Genomic DNA, 17,313 nt, shown 5'->3' on the forward strand with positions numbered 1-17,313 from the left:
ATATTCAGAGACAACTTGTCGTTTGAATGCCTCACTGTATTCTTGGACAGGGGACGATGTTTTTTTTAGATTCATAAGGGTGACTAATTTTATGGTTTTTTAGTCAACCTTTTTCAGGACGAGACAAAAATAAAATAAACCGCAGAAAATCTCTGCGGTTTCTATTTTCTAATAATAAACATTTAGAGTTTTACTTGCAGCGTCGTAATTGTAAGGATAAGTTTTGGGAGGAAGAGACGTTTGGGCTCCGGACTCCGGCTGTCCTGTACTTAATATCCATCTTGTATTATCCTGTGGACATATAATGGCAATATTATCTTTTACCTCAAGGGTTGTATTGCTATCGGGGCATAGATGTGGGGCATTCCTGTCATAGACTTTAAATCCGTTTGCTGTCCGGACAATAATCAATCCTCTTGTCCCTGACTGTTGCTCGTTGACATAAATCCAGCCGTTGATATTGTTTAAAGCATAATAAGCAGGCAGATTTAAATTAAGAGATACATTAATAGGAACATTGGGGAAACAGTTCACGGTATCTTCTCTGCTTCCACATGAGTTTATAGTTAAATTACTGGAAATCAATAAAATGAAAATGGATAAGATTGAAAAAGTTTTTTTCATTTCAATTTAAATTTTTATATATTTGTAAAAATTAAACGATTACAACACGAAAACATTGTCCGGCAAATGTCGGATTATTTTTTTATACTAAAACTAAATTTTGAAAATTATGGCAAGCTATGTTACAAAGGAGGGCCTAGAGAAAATGAAAGCTGAGCTGGAACAGTTGGAAACTGTGGAGAGACCCAAAATTACTCAGCAGATCGCAGAAGCAAGAGATAAAGGAGATTTATCAGAAAATGCAGAATACGATGCAGCTAAAGAAGCTCAGGGGATGCTTGAAATGAGAATTTCCAAGCTGAAAGATGTTATCTCTACTTCTAAAATTATAGACGAAAGCCAATTAGATACTTCAAAAGTTTCAATCTTAACAACAGTGAAACTTAAAAACAATGCTACCAAGCAAGAGCAGGTATTTACATTGGTACCGGATAACGAAAGCGACCTGAAGACAGGAAAGATTTCTGTGAACACACCTATCGCAAAAGGATTGTTAGGAAAAGCTATTGGCGAAATTGCTGAAATTACTTTACCTAACGGAAACAAACTGTCTTTCGAAGTATTAGACATCTCTTTATAGTCTGATACTCCTTTCTATTTCTGAACTTCTAAATATCTAACCTAAACTTCTGATAAAATGAGCACTATATTCACAAAAATCATTAATGGCGAAATTCCCTCTTATAAGATTGCAGAAAATGAAAACTTTATTGCATTCTTAGACGCAATGCCTTTAGTGAAGGGACACACTTTAGTAGTACCCAAAAAAGAAGTGGATTTGATTTTTGATCTTGAAAGTGAAGAATACAAAAACCTTTGGGGATTTGCCCAAGAGGTAGCCAAGAAGATCAAAACTGCAGTTCCATGTGTAAGAGTAGGAGTAGCAGTGGTAGGACTTGAAGTTCCTCATGCACACATCCATCTGATTCCTTTAAATAAGATGGAAGACATGAATTTCAGAAATGAAAGATTAAAATTAACGAACGAAGAATATACAGAGATTCAACACTCAATTATTAATTCTTAACAACCAGAAAATCGTAAAAAAGTAATTTTTTACGATTTTCTTTAACATATACATATATTATATCATATGAATTCCAACCAATGTTCTTTCTGTGGCAGAAAAAGAAATGAAGTACAGATGCTGATTTCTGGGCAGAATGGTTTTATTTGTGAAAATTGTATAGAGCAGGCACATGCTATCGTAAAAGATGGTGCATCAAAAACAGGATATTCACCTGCTAATAGTATGGAAGAGCTTAAAAAGCCAAAAGAGATCAAAGAATTTCTTGACCAGTATGTGATCGGACAAGATCAGGCAAAAAAGCAACTTTCCATTGCTGTGTATAACCATTATAAAAGATTGCTTCACGCTCAGGACGAAAACAGAGAAGTAGAGCTTGAAAAGTCAAACATTATCATGATAGGAGAGACAGGAACGGGTAAAACGCTTCTGGCAAAAACTATTGCAAGAGAACTGAATGTTCCTTTCTGTATCGTGGATGCTACTATTTTAACAGAAGCCGGATATGTAGGAGAAGATGTTGAAAGTATCCTTTCAAGACTTTTGATGGTAGCAGATTATGATGTGGAAAAAGCTGAAAAAGGAATTGTTTTCATTGATGAGATTGATAAGATTGCCAGAAAATCAGACAATCCAAGTATTACAAGAGACGTTTCAGGAGAAGGCGTGCAGCAGGGATTATTAAAACTGTTGGAAGGAAGTATTGTGAATGTTCCGCCACAGGGAGGAAGAAAGCATCCAGATCAGAAATATATCCAGGTAAATACCCAAAACATCTTATTTATTGCAGGTGGAGCTTTTGACGGGATCAAAGAGATCATCGAAAGAAGAATGAACAAGCAGGCAATTGGTTTCAGCTCTGAAAAAATCAATAAAACAGACGAAGACGAATATATATTAACAAATATTAATGCAATTGACCTTCGTACTTTCGGATTAATTCCGGAACTTTTAGGAAGATTTCCAATCATCACTTACCTCGATAAACTCACAAAAGAGACGTTGGTAAGAATCATGAAGGAACCTAAAAACTCTATTGTGAATCAATTTGTGGAACTTTTCAAAATGGATGGCACAAATTTGGTTATCACAGACGGAGCCATTGAAAAAATCGTAGAGGAAACTATTGAAAAAGGATTAGGTGCAAGAGGGCTTAGAGGGACCACCGAAAAAGTTCTAGAAGACTATATGTTTTCAATAGGAGAGGAGAAAGATATCATCTTAAATGAAGATAATGTTTTGATTAATAGATAAAATATTTTTTTTTTAAGAAAAATAATAATACCTTTGCGGGTGAAGATTGTATTAACACACAAATAATTTATACAATGAGAAAAAGTTTATTTGCTATAGGTCTTTTAGCAATTAGTTATTCTGTTCAGGCGCAGATACTATGTCATGTTGACACTAATGCTAATATGTATGTGAGCGAAGGCACCCTAGTTTATAGCGGTGGAGGTGTACAAACAAAGGGTAATGGCCTTTTGGACGTGCATGGAAATATCATGGTTGTAGGATCTGGTACAGATGCTTTTAAGACAATTGATGCTGCCGGTTCTGATAAGACTGACGGTGGAAATATCATCTTAAGACTTAATACCCCTGCTTCTTTTGCTACTTCCACGTATGGACAGTTGTACATCGACGGACTATCCCAGTCCAACATTACAGGTATTGTAACCAAAGAATACCGAACTACAAGTCATGGTTCCGGTAATTATTTTCAACAAGTTGCGTTACCTTTTTCGGGTAAAGCTTTCAATTCATTATCTGCAGAACTTGGGAAAACTTTCAATACCCAAAGAACAGGAACTGGCAGCAACCCTATTCTAAAGTGGGATAACGCTAATGCAGTTTCTGCGCATTTTACAAATTTAGCATCTACTACTGCTGATGGTTCAGGATACTATATGCTGAAAGTTACCAATAACGACTGGAATCCAAGTGCTCCTGCAGGTGCAGCAACTGTTTTCAATATTAACGGGAAACCATATGCTCCCTTAGCTGGAACTGTAACATTGCAGAATGCGGGGAAATCTAATTTGGGACCTTCTAATGTCGTATTCGGGGTTGGTGGTAACGCTGTGAATTCTTACAACGAAAAGTACAACACTTATTTAGATGACAGTTTTGAGTTTACTACAAGCGCATGGGCTGGAACATTTGGTCAGAACTGGTATCAGTTTGGTAACCCCTTCCTTACCAATTTAGATTTATCTAATATTGGATATACTGAAAGTGTTACCGGATCAGATGGAAATGCAGTAAAAAATATCTGGGGGATTGAATACAACCCTGGTACTGTTGTGACACTTCCTGGAGGTTCTACTTATGCTACAGGTGCTCAGGTGGTTACTTATGTGGCTACAGGTGACGGGGTCGCTCCTGCAGTTGGAGATGTGAACCTGGATAAAATGGTTATCAAACCAATGCAGTCGTTTAAAATAAAGTTAAGAGATAATACAGCTCAGACTTTAGACTTTAATACACTGAGAAGATTCAAATCAACCGCAAGAACAGCAGGTACTCCAAATGGTGTAAATGCAGCTAAAATGGCTGGTAAGGGTACAAACAGTACAGTGAAGCAGCTTGGGGTAATTGGTCTTGATGCTAATGGTAATGAGATTTCCAGAACGTACTACGTGGTTTCTCCATCATTTACAACAGGACACCAGGTTTCTACTGCCACAACAGTTCAGGCTTCAGCAGGTACCAGAATTATCGGTACTTACGAAGAAGCATTGAATGGCGGATATGATAATAATTATACGAACTATTGGTTATATATTAACGAAGCTAATGAGGGTAACTTCCAAGGTAAAAATGTTAAGTTAGTTAACTACAAACTTGATCAGGTTAAATCTTATAAGTTCGAGATCAGAGAAAATGCAGAACTTATTCCTGCTGGTGCACACCAGTTATCTTCAGGAATTGGTTTCTACTATAAAGCGGAAAATGGGAATTTAGTACAGGCTAAGCAGGGAGATGTTGTAGCTGTAACAAATGAAGAAGCTAACTTGTATTATGGTGAGCCAAGTAATAATACTTTAGCTACTAATAAAACAACTCCTAGTGTTTCCAGAACACTTGTTGTTTATGATCCATCTATTACAAATTACATTGTTAGATTTGATCCAAAATGGAAAAAAGCAGACATTCAAGTTTATGATATGAGCGGTAAACTGGTAATCTCTAAAAAAGCGGTTGAAACATCCAGAGATTTTGTAATCGAGCTTGATGGCTCAGTTAAAAATTCATATGTTGTAAAAATCGTTTCTGATAAGGGAGAAACTGTTAACACTAAAATCTTAAAATAAACCACATGAGAACTATTAATAAACTAGTCCTGGCATTTTTCCTATTTGCTGTATCTTTAGCAAATGCCGCTCCACCAATCCCAGGAGGAGGAGGAAATGGAGGAAATGGTACCGGATCACCTGCCTCACCAATTGATATGTATGTATATGTACTGGGTATCGTAGCAATAGGATTTATTGTTTACTTTACAAAAAAGTACAAAAGCGTAAAAGCATAAAATTTTATTAAAATAATATTAAACTCTCTGATTAGTCAGGGAGTTTTTTTATTTTTACTTTATGAAAAAGATTTATACGCTATCAGCGGTTTTGGCTGCATTTGCTTTACAGGCTCAATTTACTGTTACAATTCAGACTCCGGCAGATTTTAAAGACCAGGATGCTATTCTATATACACTTAACGGATCAAAAGATATTATTGTTACTAAAGAACAGAGTAAGAATAGTACATGGACTTTTAAATATCCGGGTCATTATATGGGGATGATGAAAGTCTATTTTCCTGGCTCTAATAATACCGTAAGCTTTATTTCTGAAAATAAGAATGTCAATTTTAAATTGGATATTCAGAATAACAAAGTAAAAGATGTTATTTATCTGGATGATGCCAATAATCTGATGAGCAAACAACAGGAAGGCTCCCAAAAGAAAGAGCTTATTTTACCGGCTTTAGCACAAATCAAAGAATATTACAAAGACAATACAGATTTTGGAAAAGCTCTGAAAACAGAAATTGACAGACTTTCCGGTGCTTCAGGTTCTATTGATGCTGCACAACATCCGTTTGTTGCTTATTATAATACGAATTACAGCAAGTTTCTTTCCAATTCACCCGATTCAACGAAGAAAGTAGATCAGGAAGAAATAATCAACTTTCTTGACAAATCAAATGATATGCTTGAAAGCTCATCGTTATTGAGACCTGTATTAGTAGCTTATCTGAATTCGGGAGGAAATGCCAATGTTACAGCATCTGTTGATAAATTGCTGGATCGTTTAAAAGTAGAAACTCCAAGAGGGCAGACTGTATTGTCAGAATTGATTGATATTTTTGATGTCTATCAGATGGATGAATACAAGAGCAAATATCTGTCTCTAGCTAAAAATCTTAAATGTACCATTACCGACAGGCTTGCTTCTACATTGAAATCGAATGCAAACATTGAAATGGGGGCTATTTTCCCTAATTATAAGTTCCAGTCACCTGTTAATACCACTGCAAAATCTTTACACGATATAAAGGCCGATAAAAAGGTGGTGGTATTCTGGTCATCCACATGTTCACACTGTGAAAGTGAACTTCCAAAACTTTTGGAAAAATATAATGATCTGAAATCGAAAAATATTCAGATTGTAGGGCTGTCTTTAGATGTGGATAAGAATTCATATACCAAAAAAATTGCTGCATTTCCTTGGGTGAATGATTCAGAATTGAGAGGATGGAACAGTAGTTACACAGATTTATATAATATTCATGCAACTCCGACGTATTTTATTTTGGACGCTAACAATAAGATAATCAGCAAGCCAGATCATGTTGGCGATGTTTTAGAATATTTTAAGGTAAAATAATTTTGGAGGTAAAGAAATATTTTCTATATTTGCACCACCAAAACGGCGAGGTAGCTCAGTTGGTTAGAGCGCAGGATTCATAACCCTGAGGTCACGGGTTCAATTCCCGTCTTCGCTACAATAAACCGCAATCATTGAATTATGATTGCGGTTTTTACTTTTAAAAGAATTATTATTTTATCTTATAATTCTTTCACATGAATTTTATTTTTTCACGGTTTCATTCTTTTGATGGAATATTAAGGGAATAATTATACTTTTTCAGCTTCATTATAATGTTCGGCTAATTTTCATAATCAAGTAACATTATGATATTCCCTGTATTCGTTATTTTCTTGTCTTTTTTTGAATGATTATGTTTTTTGCGATAAAACCCCTTTGCTTAGATAGATTGTGGCTAGAATAGGCTGTTTAAATGAATGAGATTGATTGAGCTTCTGCAAAACATTATCAGTCGACTGGGAAAATTAAAGAATACATAATAAAACCCCGTTTTACAATTTGAAAAACGGGGTTAATTTTTTAGTGAAAGGTTCATTAAACCTGATATCCAAGTAACTTTCTGATTTGATAGAAGAATCTCTCAATCAGTCGCAGATCCTGTGTTACAATTTCTGCACTGCCTCTAAGCTCTTTATCGAATGTAAGTGTTTTGTTGTAGCTGGTTTTTAATCCTTTCGGTAAAATTACATCTACATAATAATTTCCTTTGTCATCAGGAATAAGTGATATATTCTGTACCTTTCCTTCGATGATACCGTATTCCTGGAATCGGTAATTGTCCAGTTTAATAAGTACTTTCTCACCAGGAGTTATTTTTCCTGAATTTGTGGTAGGGACTGACATTCTGCCCACTAACTGCTCTTTATTTTTAGGAAGAATAGAAAGGATGGGTTCTCCTACCTTTACAAACTGATTCTCTCCAAAGAACTGTTGGAAACTGGCAACCCCATCAGTGGATGAAATCACAAGATAATTCAGTTCCCACTGTTTTAAAGATTTTCTCAGCTGTTCAAGAAGCTGTAGAGTTTGTGAAGAGTATGTAATTCTGTCTTTTTCTGTATTAATGGCAGTTCCGCTTTTGGTCTTATTCAGATTGGAAATTCCTTCATCCATTTGGGATATGGAGATTTTAATATTCTCAAGGTTTTGCTGAGCCTGAAGATATTTGATTTTTTCATTTTCAAGTTCCATGGCTGAAATAACCCCTTGGTTGAATAGCTCCTGAGATCTGTTGAAGTTTTTCTTTGTCAGATCATATTTTATAGATTCCAGGTTCTTCTGCTGTTTCAAAGTAGCAATTCTTATTTTGTATTCTGAAATGCTCTGATTGGCGGCCAGGTTTTCTGGTGCATAAGGCTGTAGTCTTGTAAAAAGAGCTTCATCCTGAAATGCTTTTGCGAAACTGTTATATTCTCCCTGCAATTCACCCAGCTTAAATCTTGAAGCCTGGGCGATAGGGAAGGTATATAATTTATCAGGTGTGATAGAGTCTACCAGTTTTTTAAGCTCTAAAATGTCTTTGTAGTTAGCTGCAGACTGCATCACCATAAGAACATCATTCTTTTTAACTTCCTGATGATCTTTTATGAATATTTTCTCAATTTTGGAACTGGTTCGTGCTTCTATTTTCTCAGGAGGATTCTGGGAAGTTACAATAATAGGAGCCGGTACAAATTCCGGGTATTTTATAATGTAGCTCATTAAGAGAATTAACAGGAGGATCACAAATATCACAGTATTTCCCCATCGGATCATCCAATGTGGTGGCTGGGTAAGAATATCCTGTACACTCTCGGAACGGAGTTCAATATTGTCTAAAACGTCTTCTTTCATTGTTTTGAGGTGAAATTTCCCCCAATATTTCAGGAGGAATATAATTTAAATAAATGAGTAGTTTCCATCATACCTATTCCGGTGCTGAAGTATTTGCATCCGGAGGGTATTTTAAATTTTTCATTCTTAATATTAGTCTCTAATAAGCTTTTCGAATTCTACTAGATACCATTAGCTGCCTAATTCAAGCTGATTTCTTACAAGTCTGTAATATTCTCCCCTTAAATCTACCAGATCGGCATGGCTTCCTTCTTCAACTACTTTTCCTTGATCCAGTACAATGATTTTATCAGCATGTCTTACCGTTGAAAGTCTGTGGGCAATCACCACTGCTGTTTTGCCCTTAAAGAACTGTTCAAGATTTTCCATAATCACTTTCTCATTATTGGCATCTAATGCAGAGGTAGCTTCATCAAATAAAATATATTCTGGAGATTTGTAAACAGCTCTTGCAATGAAAAGTCTCTGCTTCTGACCACCACTGACACCAACTCCTTCATTTCCGATCTTTGTATTATAACTTAATGGAAGGCTTTCAATAAAATCTTTAATATTGGCTATCTCTACGGCACGTCTAAGTTTTTGTTTATCTATATGATCTTCACCTACAGCAATATTATTGGCGATAGTATCATTGAATACATATCCTTCCTGCATTACAACTCCACAATGATCTCTCCAGTATCTTGGGGAAATATTTTTCATATTGGTATTTCCGATTCTGATTTCACCCTGGTCCGGATCATAAAATTTCATCAACAGTTTCAATAAAGTAGTTTTTCCACTTCCGCTGGCTCCCACAATAGCTGTGGTCTGTTGATAAGGAATCGTAAGGTTTAAGTTTTCAAAAACCGGAACGTCAGAACCAATATACCTGAATGACATATCTTTTATTTCGATATCTTGCTTCGGAACATCTGTGACGTACTGCTCATTTTTATCTTCTTCATCATCTTTATCATGGATTTCTCCTAATCTTTCAAGGGAAATTTTAGCATCCTGAGTTTGTTTGATAAAGTCGATAAGCTGAAGAAGCGGGCTGTTTAACTGTCCAATAATGTACTGAACAGAAAGCATCATCCCCAAAGTAAGATTTCCACTTAAAACAAGTTTAGCAGAAAGGAAACTCACCAGTATATCTTTCATCTGATTGATAAAGTTTCCTCCAACAGACTGCCATTGTTCTAATGAAAGAGATTTTATTCGGATCTTAAACAGTTTTACCTGAAGAAATTCCCAGTCCCATCTTTTTTGCTTCTCTGCATTATGCATTTTGATTTCCTGCATACCGTTGATAAGCTCAATTACTTTACTTTGTTCCTGAGATACCTGAGAGAATCTTTTATAATCAAGCTCTTTTCTCTTTTTGAGGAAAAAACTGATCCAGCCAATATATAATACGGCCCCTACAAGATAAACGATGAAAAGTCTGTAATCGTAAAATAATAATACAATACTAAAAATAATAAGGTTGACCAATGAGAATAATGTATTCAGCGAAGAGCTTGTAAGAAGCTGCTCAATTCTGTGATGGTCATTAATTCTCTGCATGATATCTCCTGTCATTCTGGTATCAAAGAAACTTATCGGAAGTTTCATTAATTTGATAAAGAAATCGGAAATGATCGAAATATTGATCCTTGCCGAGAGGTGAAGAAGAATCCAGCTTCGGATTGTCTCAATTCCCATTCTTCCCAGGAATAGCATAATTTGGGCAAGTAGAACTACATAGATAAAATTAATATCCTGATTCTGGATCCCGACGTCTACAATACTTTGGGTAAGAAACGGGAATATAAGGGAAAGTAAACTTCCACCTAAAAGTCCAATAGCCAATTGTATAACAAGTGTTTTATACTTAAAAAGATATTTGGACAAGAATGTAAAGCTTGCCTTACTCTCTTCAGCATCAAACTCTGTCTGAAAGAATGCAGGAGTAGTTTCAAGAATCAGTACAATTCCTTCTTCTGTATTTTCGTTGGCATTTTCTCCAATCCAGGACTTGATGAATTCTTCTCTGGTATAAGTAATCAATCCATAGCTGGGATCCGAAATATATACTTTGTTATTTTTGTCGATTTTATATACAACAACAAAATGGTTTTTATTCCAGTGTGCTACACATGGAAAAGGAACTTCTTCTGTTAGGGTATTGAAATCGATCTGGACACCCATTGACCGGAATCCAAGATTTTCTGCGGCATCGCTCAGCCCAAGAAGGCTGCTTCCTTCCCGTGTTGTTTCGGAAAGGTTACGAATCTGCTGCAGAGATATACTTTTACCATAATACTTACTGACGATTCTCAGGCATGTAGGGCCACAATCTTTGGTATCTGGTTGCTTATAAAAAGGAAACTTTTTTTTCAAAACTACTACTCATTATAAAATGCCGTCAATAAATGACGACATTTTTGCTTTAATTCAATTATAATTCAATGAAATGGTAAACTGGAAATAGTCCCATTGATCACCGTTTTTCTACTCTTTTACATCTTTTCAGATGGTTATTTTGTTTTTCCTAAGATAGTGAAATTTTTAAATGAATGAGATTTATTTACTAGATCTCATCGTCCTCTATTAATTCATCAATAAAGAATAAAATATCTTCACGATCATACTTGTCTGGAAACTGATATCCATTGATGATAAAGATAGGAGTGAAGCTTAATCCTGCGTTACTGTTTTCTATGGACATCTCTACTAATGGATTCAGATTTTCTGATGTTACCTTTCCTCCGGAGAGCACATTGATTTTGCTTTCATCCTTAGTTTCAAACCATTCTTCTACAGCATGTAGAAATTCTTTTTCGGGCTTGTTATGATAGATATGAGTTAAATCTGAAATAAGCTGAGTGTATTTTTCTGGAGCTCTGTCTGGGCTGTAATTGAATCTCATCTGTAGTGAAATATTCTCCGGATATTTTTCCAAAAGTCCTTCCACAAGCTTATGTGCATCTTTACAGAAACCACAATATGGGTTGGAAACGATAGAAATACGAAGCTTGGCATCTTTTTTTCCAACTGCAAAAGTTTCAGTATCCTGGAATTCTATTTTTGGATTTTGCTCCATCTGGTTTTTGAAAAGTTCATAGTTTCTCTTGAATCTGAGATTTTTTGCATTCGATTTTTGAAGAGCTTCTTTTTGTTCAAGAAGAGTGTTGAAATAGATAACTGCAGAAAATACAAGAGCCCAAAGAATAACAGTCAATAAAAGAGCTCCCACACTGAAAGACAGATTCTCAAAAAATAAACTGCTGATTACAATTTGTCCAACCAGAATTGAAATAATCAAAAGACATACTCTACAAAATGTTTTTTCTACAAATGCCTGGATGTATAAAGAATATCCGATGGCAATTACAGAAACGAATGTGAAACCTTTTACGATATACGCTGTTGCCGGTAAGAACAGACCTAGTACGGTAAGTCCTGCAAAATAAATCAGAGAAAAATCTGCAAATTTTAAGCCCAGAATACTGGTTTTATCTTGTTTGATGATCTTATCACACGAGTTGGCTGCCTGACTTGCTGCAGCACCTCCGCCTCCACATATACTTCCGATGACAGTAGAGGTATTCCCGAATTTCTGATTGAAAATTTCCAGGGAAATATAAACTCCTGCTAAGGAAAGTACATTAAATAGAGCTTCGTAAATGGTTTGGCTAATAAAAGAATAGGCAAGAACAGTTGCAAAAATAATATAAAGAACCGGTTTGAAATTGAAAGCCAGTTTACTTTCTGCATTTTCTGTTTTCTCAAACAACAGTACAAAATCTGTTGATTTATTATAAAGTTCTTCTTTACCGAAGGTTTTTGCTTTTTCTGAATATACAGAATAATTGCTTCCTGCTTTTTTTACCAGGGAAAATGAATTCTCAACAATCGCAATAAATTCTTCCGGAAGTTCATCCCAATATTCTTTGTCAAGTTCGTAAGCGTCATTTTTTACTCCCATAAAGTTGAGTGTATCACTAAATGCCAGTGCAGATGGATAATTGGGATGGGAATTGAACTGGAAAATAAATTCCTGTTTATCGAGTTTTAGATGGTTAATTAGTTTGTCAAAAATCATATTAATATTTTTATCTAAAATACACAGATGTTTTAAATATACAAAAAAAAATCTCCTTTATTAGTGAGATATAAACGGATGTTGGTAGATTTTATTTGATCTTCAGTATTTTATTTTCTTGAATCCGGACATGGAAAGCAGATTTTGTAATATGGCTTTTGTATTATTTCTTTGTGTAGTTGATGTTTTTAGTATTTTAAACGGTAACATTTTACGAAGGTAAGATCCATTTCCCACAGGCAGATATTCTAAAGTTTTCATGGTTAAGTGTACATTAAATGTTGCCTGTGGGAAGTAAAGGATCTTTTTAAAACAAAGTATTTCGTGTTTTTACCTGAGGCAAAGATGCATTCATAACGCTGGGAATGCAAGAAAGGGATGTCGGAATTGATAAATTTTGGGATGTTTATTAGCGGGTTTTTAATAAAGTATTAAATTAATATTTTGATTTTTAATACTTTATATTTTCTGTCATGGAAATGTATTAAAAACTAAAAAAGTGTAATATTGTGCCTTTAAAAGAATATATGCGCAAGGCTTTTTTTATGTTTCTGTTGATGTTTGCTGAGAATTTCTGCTTTTCTCAAAGCATTAGTGGATTTCATATACCGGATTCATTACAAAATAAAAATGCTGACCAATTACAGAAGGCTTATGATAGGACCTTTCGTATCGATAATAATAAAGCAGAATTCTATGCCAATGTTATTTTAAGTAAAGGTAAAAAGCAGAAAAATAATGATCTGATCTATGACGGCTATTACAAACTGGCTCACAGTAAAGGTTTAAAATCGGAAAACGGACATCCTTACGCGGATACACTCATCAGGATTACCCAGTATGTGAATACCAGGGATTACCCTGCGAAGGCTCATATTATTAAAGGTATCCTGTTCAATTATGAATCCAGATACGGGGAGGCCTTAGATCAATATGTTCAGGCAAAAAAATTAGCTGGTAAAAAGAACCCGGATCAGTTTTTTTATGTGAAAAAACTGGTTGGTATTTTAAAATCGGCAACGGGTGAAGATCAAGAAGCTCTTCCTCTGTTTCTGGAATATTACCAGTATGAGAAGGAAAAAATGCATACTGATAAGAGAGATGTAAAAAGCTATATCGGATCTATTTTTTCTGTAGCAAACAGCTATAACAAAAACAAGCAATATAATAATGCCTTGCCTTACATCCATTTGGGAATTGAAGAATGTAAAAAATTTAATGACTATACCCATTATCCTTATCTGATCTCTTCCTTAGGAATAGCTAATTATTACTTGAAAAACTATAAGGAATCTTATAATAATCATTTGTTGGCTGAGCAAAAATTCAAAAAAAACAATGATGACTGGAACCTTGGGATTACTTATTATTTTCTAGGTAAAATCAATGGTGATCTTCACAAGGAAACTGAAGCAGTACGTTATTTCACAAAATCAGATTCTATCTTTTCAGTGTCTAAAAAGTTTGATCCGTTTATGAGAAACGGATATGAGTTTTTAATTGATTATTACAAGAAAAAAGGAGATAAGGAAAATCAGCTGAAATTCATTAATAAACTGGTGGCGACGGATAGCTTTCTTACTAGTAGTAAGCAGTATTTGTCCAAAGAGATTTATAAAAAATATGACACACCGGCTCTGCTGGAAGAAAAAGAAAGACTTATTGATGAATTGAACAATAAAAACTCTACCCTTTATTTTGTTTTGTGTGGTGGTGTTTTAGTATTAGGTGCTTTATTCTTTTTACTTATCCGGAACAGACGAAATGCAAAACACTATAAAAAACAGGCGGACCACCTTTTAGAAAAATCAAGATTAATGGAAGTTTCTGCTGTAAAGATTGATCAGCTCGCAGAGAAAACAAAAGAGCAAAAGGCTAAAAATATTCTCCCGGACAAACAGCTGCAGGATATAAAAGTGAAACTGGAGGCATTTGAACTAAATAAAGATTTTTTACGTAAGAATATAACGGTAGACAGTTTGGCTAAAGATTTTAATTCAAACAGAGATTATCTGTCAAAGTCAGTGAATGAGCTTAAGGCAAAGAACTTTTCACAATATCTGAATGAATTGAGAATTAATTATATTGTAGAAGAGCTCAATCATAACGAGAAAATACGAAAATATACCATTGCAGCTATAGCTGATAGTATAGGTTATAATAATTCGGAATCGTTTTCCAATGCATTTAGAAAAATTACAGGAACACTGCCTTCCTATTATATAAAACTATTACAGAAACAGAGAATAAATTAAGTAGTCTACAGAAAAATGTGTACGATATTGATCAATTTTGGTAGACCTGTTTTCTTTAAATCGTATAAAAGTATTTGTTTTGCCTACTAAAATATATAATAATCTAAAGTGCACAGTATGGGAAGTCGCATGGCTAAAGAGCTTTTTTTAACAAAGATAGTGTTGTTGAGTCTGGTATTGTTTTCAATGAGTTTTCATTCTCAGCAGTATTATTTTAAATCTAATCCAAATATAGAGGGAAGTCTTTTTTATAACGAGATCAAAAAACTTAATAAAGAAGTTTTAAGAGATTATAAGGACAAAGACAAAGCTATATTTAACGACAACATATTCCGGCTGCATATCCTTGATGGAGATTATCAGAAAGGGATTTATTATTTAAATGAAATTAAAAATAATCCGGATTATACCAATCTTGACTACAGAGAAATTATCGGACTTTCATTTGAACTGTATGCATTGTCAAAATCAGCCCCGGGGCCAACTCCTTATAATGAAAAATACAGAAAAGTTTTTGAACAAAAAATTAATGCCCTGCCAGAGAAAACGAAAATGTATGTTAGCAGTTTCTTCAGGTCTACAGAAAAGGATCTAAAAGACAAAGTAATAAATGCCCTGAAAAAAAGCATAAAGAATGACAGCATTTCTCTGGCTGATGCCGTAAAACTGTGCAGGCTGTATACTTCGTACCTTGTCGTAAAAGAAACAAATCCTGTTGTGCTTCCTTTCATCAAAAAAACAGAACAGCAGCAGTTTGAAATTAAAGATAGTATTGTCATTAAAAGCAATAAAGGGAATGAGATTTCTTTACAGATGATCAGGTATAAAGGATCTGAGGCCAAGGTTCCTACCATATTGAATTTCGGTATTTACAGAGGAAGAAAAATTGATTACGCTGAAAAGTTAAATGCCATGAAAGGCTACGTTATTGTATATGCTACCAGCAGGGGAGTGTACTTAAGTAAAGACAATCTTGCACCATTTGAATTTGAAACGGAAGATGTTAATGAAGTCATAGACTGGATTATTAAACAATCATGGAGTGACGGAAAAGTAGGAATGGCCGGAGGAAGCTATAACGGATTCAGTCAATGGGCTGCTGTTAAAAACATGCATCCAGCCCTTAAAACAATTGTTCCGTCAGCATCCGTAGGTTTTGGAATAGATTTTCCGATGGAAAATAATGTCTTTAATACTTATATGATCAGATGGCTGGAGTATGTTTCCAGAAGCCGTTATGTAGATTATGATGATTCTGATACATTAAAATGGCAGAGCCTTGTTAACAAGATGTATACAAATGGTACGGCATTTAAAGATCTGGATAGTCTTAATGGAAATAAGAATGTTTTTTTTCAGAAGTGGGTGCAGCATCCATCGTTTGATACATTCTGGACTTCTAAAATACCTTATAAAAGAGACTTTGCAAAAGTCAATATTCCGGTTTTGACATTTACCGGATATTATGATGATGACCAGAGAGGTGCCTTTTATTACTACAATGAACATTATAAGTATAACAAAAATGCTGATCATTATTTAGTTATTGGTCCTTACGATCATTACGGAGCGCAGGGGGCTATTAAAAATAACCTGAGAGGATATACCATAGATCCGGCTGCCAATATTGATCACAATACCTTATCCTATGAATGGTTTGATTATATTTTGAAAGGAAAGAAAAAGCCGGGGTTCTTAAAAGGAAAAGTAAATTACCAGGTGATGGGAACCAATCAATGGAAAAGCGCTGCAAATATTGATGAAATAAGTAATAAAAAATTAAAACTGTTTCTCAGCAGATCAAAACTGCAGGAAGTAAAACCGGCTTTAGATAATTCCTTACAGACGATCAGTTTCACAAATAGGAAAGATACGTTACAAAATTTCGACAGGTATAAAATAATGGATATGGCAATTGATCCCGCTGTTTTAAAAGATAAACTTGTTTTTGAAAGTGATGCATTGCGGGATCCTGTGGAGATCAATGGCAGTTTCACCGGAAATCTGAAAGTTACCATCAATAAAAAAGATATTGATGTTAGAATAATCCTCTATGAGCTAACTTCTAAAGGGGAATATATTCAGCTTTCTAGCTACTTAGGGCGGGCAAGTTATGCAAAAAATAAGGAGAAAAGACAGTTGCTTGTTCCGGGCAAAATATCTGAAATTCCTGTTAATAATACCTATTTCGTCAGTAAAAAAATAGAAAAGGGCAGTAAGCTGATTATTGTTTTGGGGGTCAATACATCTCCCTTCGAACAGATGAATTATGGAACCGGAAAAGATGTTAGCCTCGAAACAATGGCTGATGCTAAAGAGCCTTTGGAGATCAAATGGTATAATGACAGTTATGTGGAAATTCCTATTTTGAGACAATAAACGGAATAGATATAAAAATGAATGGATTTTTATATCAGAATATCCTGTGATTTTGAAGTTCAGATTTTTAGAAATATCATATAAAATACTGAGGATAACTCCAACTTTAAAGTATAGAAAATAAAGCTGAGAAATAATATTTTTTATTTAAACAAATGTTTTATTTTGTTATTATTTTATAGCTTGTAGTGGGTTTTGCCCTTGTTTTGTTTATTAAATTTCGCTATTCTA

The 17,313-nt window shown here is 34.7% G+C and carries 12 protein-coding genes and 1 tRNA gene; 9 read left to right on the forward strand and 4 right to left on the reverse strand.

The genetic code is table 11. The features are described 5' to 3' along the window. Window positions 1-168: 168 nt before the first annotated feature. The gene (locus tag A1704_RS08460) at window positions 169-624 is read right to left on the reverse strand and encodes a hypothetical protein (protein WP_062672459.1); all 456 of its coding nucleotides are present in this window, start codon (window positions 622-624) and stop codon (window positions 169-171) included. 109 nt (window positions 625-733) lie between these two features. Between A1704_RS08460 and greA the strand changes: the two genes are divergently transcribed. The 7 genes from greA to A1704_RS08495 all read left to right on the forward strand — a co-directional run bounded on the left by greA (window position 734) and on the right by A1704_RS08495 (window position 6,658). After that, entirely contained in the window at window positions 734-1,204 is a 471-nt protein-coding gene (greA, locus tag A1704_RS08465; protein WP_034695856.1) for a transcription elongation factor GreA, read from the forward strand. Window positions 1,205-1,261: 57 nt separating this feature from the next. Beyond that, window positions 1,262-1,651 carry an HIT family protein gene (locus A1704_RS08470; protein WP_047429226.1) on the forward strand — a complete coding sequence of 130 codons (390 nt, stop codon included), beginning with the start codon at window positions 1,262-1,264 and terminating at the stop codon, window positions 1,649-1,651. A gap of 66 nt (window positions 1,652-1,717) precedes the next feature. Beyond that, window positions 1,718-2,905 (forward strand): ATP-dependent Clp protease ATP-binding subunit ClpX, encoded by a 1,188-nt coding sequence (clpX, locus tag A1704_RS08475; protein ID WP_062672462.1) that lies wholly within the window; start codon window positions 1,718-1,720, stop codon window positions 2,903-2,905. A gap of 74 nt (window positions 2,906-2,979) precedes the next feature. After that, window positions 2,980-4,968 (forward strand): T9SS type A sorting domain-containing protein, encoded by a 1,989-nt coding sequence (locus tag A1704_RS08480; RefSeq protein WP_062672464.1) that lies wholly within the window; start codon window positions 2,980-2,982, stop codon window positions 4,966-4,968. A 5-nt stretch (window positions 4,969-4,973) separates the two neighbouring features. Continuing rightward, window positions 4,974-5,186, forward strand: coding sequence for a hypothetical protein (locus A1704_RS08485; RefSeq protein WP_062672466.1), 213 nt, complete (start codon window positions 4,974-4,976; stop codon window positions 5,184-5,186). A 61-nt stretch (window positions 5,187-5,247) separates the two neighbouring features. Next, window positions 5,248-6,540: a TlpA family protein disulfide reductase gene (locus A1704_RS08490; RefSeq protein ID WP_062672467.1), complete on the forward strand. Its 1,293-nt coding sequence runs from the start codon at window positions 5,248-5,250 to the stop codon at window positions 6,538-6,540. Between the two features lie 44 nt (window positions 6,541-6,584). Next, window positions 6,585-6,658: transfer RNA gene (locus A1704_RS08495), tRNA-Met, on the forward strand. Between the two features lie 419 nt (window positions 6,659-7,077). On the opposite strand, the gene A1704_RS08500 is transcribed toward A1704_RS08495, so the two are convergent. The 3 genes from A1704_RS08500 to A1704_RS08510 all read right to left on the reverse strand — a co-directional run bounded on the left by A1704_RS08500 (window position 7,078) and on the right by A1704_RS08510 (window position 12,448). Continuing rightward, window positions 7,078-8,376, reverse strand: coding sequence for an HlyD family secretion protein (locus tag A1704_RS08500; RefSeq protein WP_062672469.1), 1,299 nt, complete (start codon window positions 8,374-8,376; stop codon window positions 7,078-7,080). A gap of 171 nt (window positions 8,377-8,547) precedes the next feature. After that, entirely contained in the window at window positions 8,548-10,743 is a 2,196-nt protein-coding gene (locus A1704_RS08505; RefSeq protein ID WP_062672471.1) for a peptidase domain-containing ABC transporter, read from the reverse strand. 190 nt (window positions 10,744-10,933) lie between these two features. Continuing rightward, complete coding sequence (locus A1704_RS08510; RefSeq protein WP_062672473.1) at window positions 10,934-12,448, reverse strand: vitamin K epoxide reductase family protein; 1,515 nt, start codon at window positions 12,446-12,448, stop codon at window positions 10,934-10,936. A gap of 527 nt (window positions 12,449-12,975) precedes the next feature. Between A1704_RS08510 and A1704_RS08515 the strand changes: the two genes are divergently transcribed. After that, on the forward strand, window positions 12,976-14,703 hold the full coding sequence (locus A1704_RS08515) for a helix-turn-helix domain-containing protein (RefSeq protein WP_082798738.1): 1,728 nt from the start codon (window positions 12,976-12,978) through the stop codon (window positions 14,701-14,703). Window positions 14,704-14,889: 186 nt separating this feature from the next. Then, the gene (locus A1704_RS08520) at window positions 14,890-17,082 is read left to right on the forward strand and encodes a CocE/NonD family hydrolase (protein ID WP_065119584.1); all 2,193 of its coding nucleotides are present in this window, start codon (window positions 14,890-14,892) and stop codon (window positions 17,080-17,082) included. The last annotated feature ends 231 nt before the right edge of the window (window positions 17,083-17,313 follow it).

Origin of the sequence: Chryseobacterium cucumeris (assembly GCF_001593385.1) — a bacterium.
Lineage (GTDB): Bacteria > Bacteroidota > Bacteroidia > Flavobacteriales > Weeksellaceae > Chryseobacterium > Chryseobacterium cucumeris.

Excerpts from the sequence above, each read along its gene's own strand:
- A1704_RS08510 (WP_062672473.1), bottom strand. The coding sequence starts at position 12,448 with ATGATTTTTGACAAACTAATTAACCATCTAAAACTCGATAAACAGGAA.
- A1704_RS08515 (WP_082798738.1), top strand. The coding sequence starts at position 12,976 with ATGCGCAAGGCTTTTTTTATGTTTCTGTTGATGTTTGCTGAGAATTTC.
- A1704_RS08460 (WP_062672459.1), bottom strand. The coding sequence starts at position 624 with ATGAAAAAAACTTTTTCAATCTTATCCATTTTCATTTTATTGATTTCC.
- A1704_RS08470 (WP_047429226.1), top strand. The coding sequence starts at position 1,262 with ATGAGCACTATATTCACAAAAATCATTAATGGCGAAATTCCCTCTTAT.
- A1704_RS08480 (WP_062672464.1), top strand. The coding sequence starts at position 2,980 with ATGAGAAAAAGTTTATTTGCTATAGGTCTTTTAGCAATTAGTTATTCT.
- A1704_RS08485 (WP_062672466.1), top strand. The coding sequence starts at position 4,974 with ATGAGAACTATTAATAAACTAGTCCTGGCATTTTTCCTATTTGCTGTA.
- clpX (WP_062672462.1), top strand. The coding sequence starts at position 1,718 with ATGAATTCCAACCAATGTTCTTTCTGTGGCAGAAAAAGAAATGAAGTA.
- A1704_RS08520 (WP_065119584.1), top strand. The coding sequence starts at position 14,890 with ATGAGTTTTCATTCTCAGCAGTATTATTTTAAATCTAATCCAAATATA.
- A1704_RS08490 (WP_062672467.1), top strand. The coding sequence starts at position 5,248 with ATGAAAAAGATTTATACGCTATCAGCGGTTTTGGCTGCATTTGCTTTA.
- A1704_RS08500 (WP_062672469.1), bottom strand. The coding sequence starts at position 8,376 with ATGAAAGAAGACGTTTTAGACAATATTGAACTCCGTTCCGAGAGTGTA.
- greA (WP_034695856.1), top strand. The coding sequence starts at position 734 with ATGGCAAGCTATGTTACAAAGGAGGGCCTAGAGAAAATGAAAGCTGAG.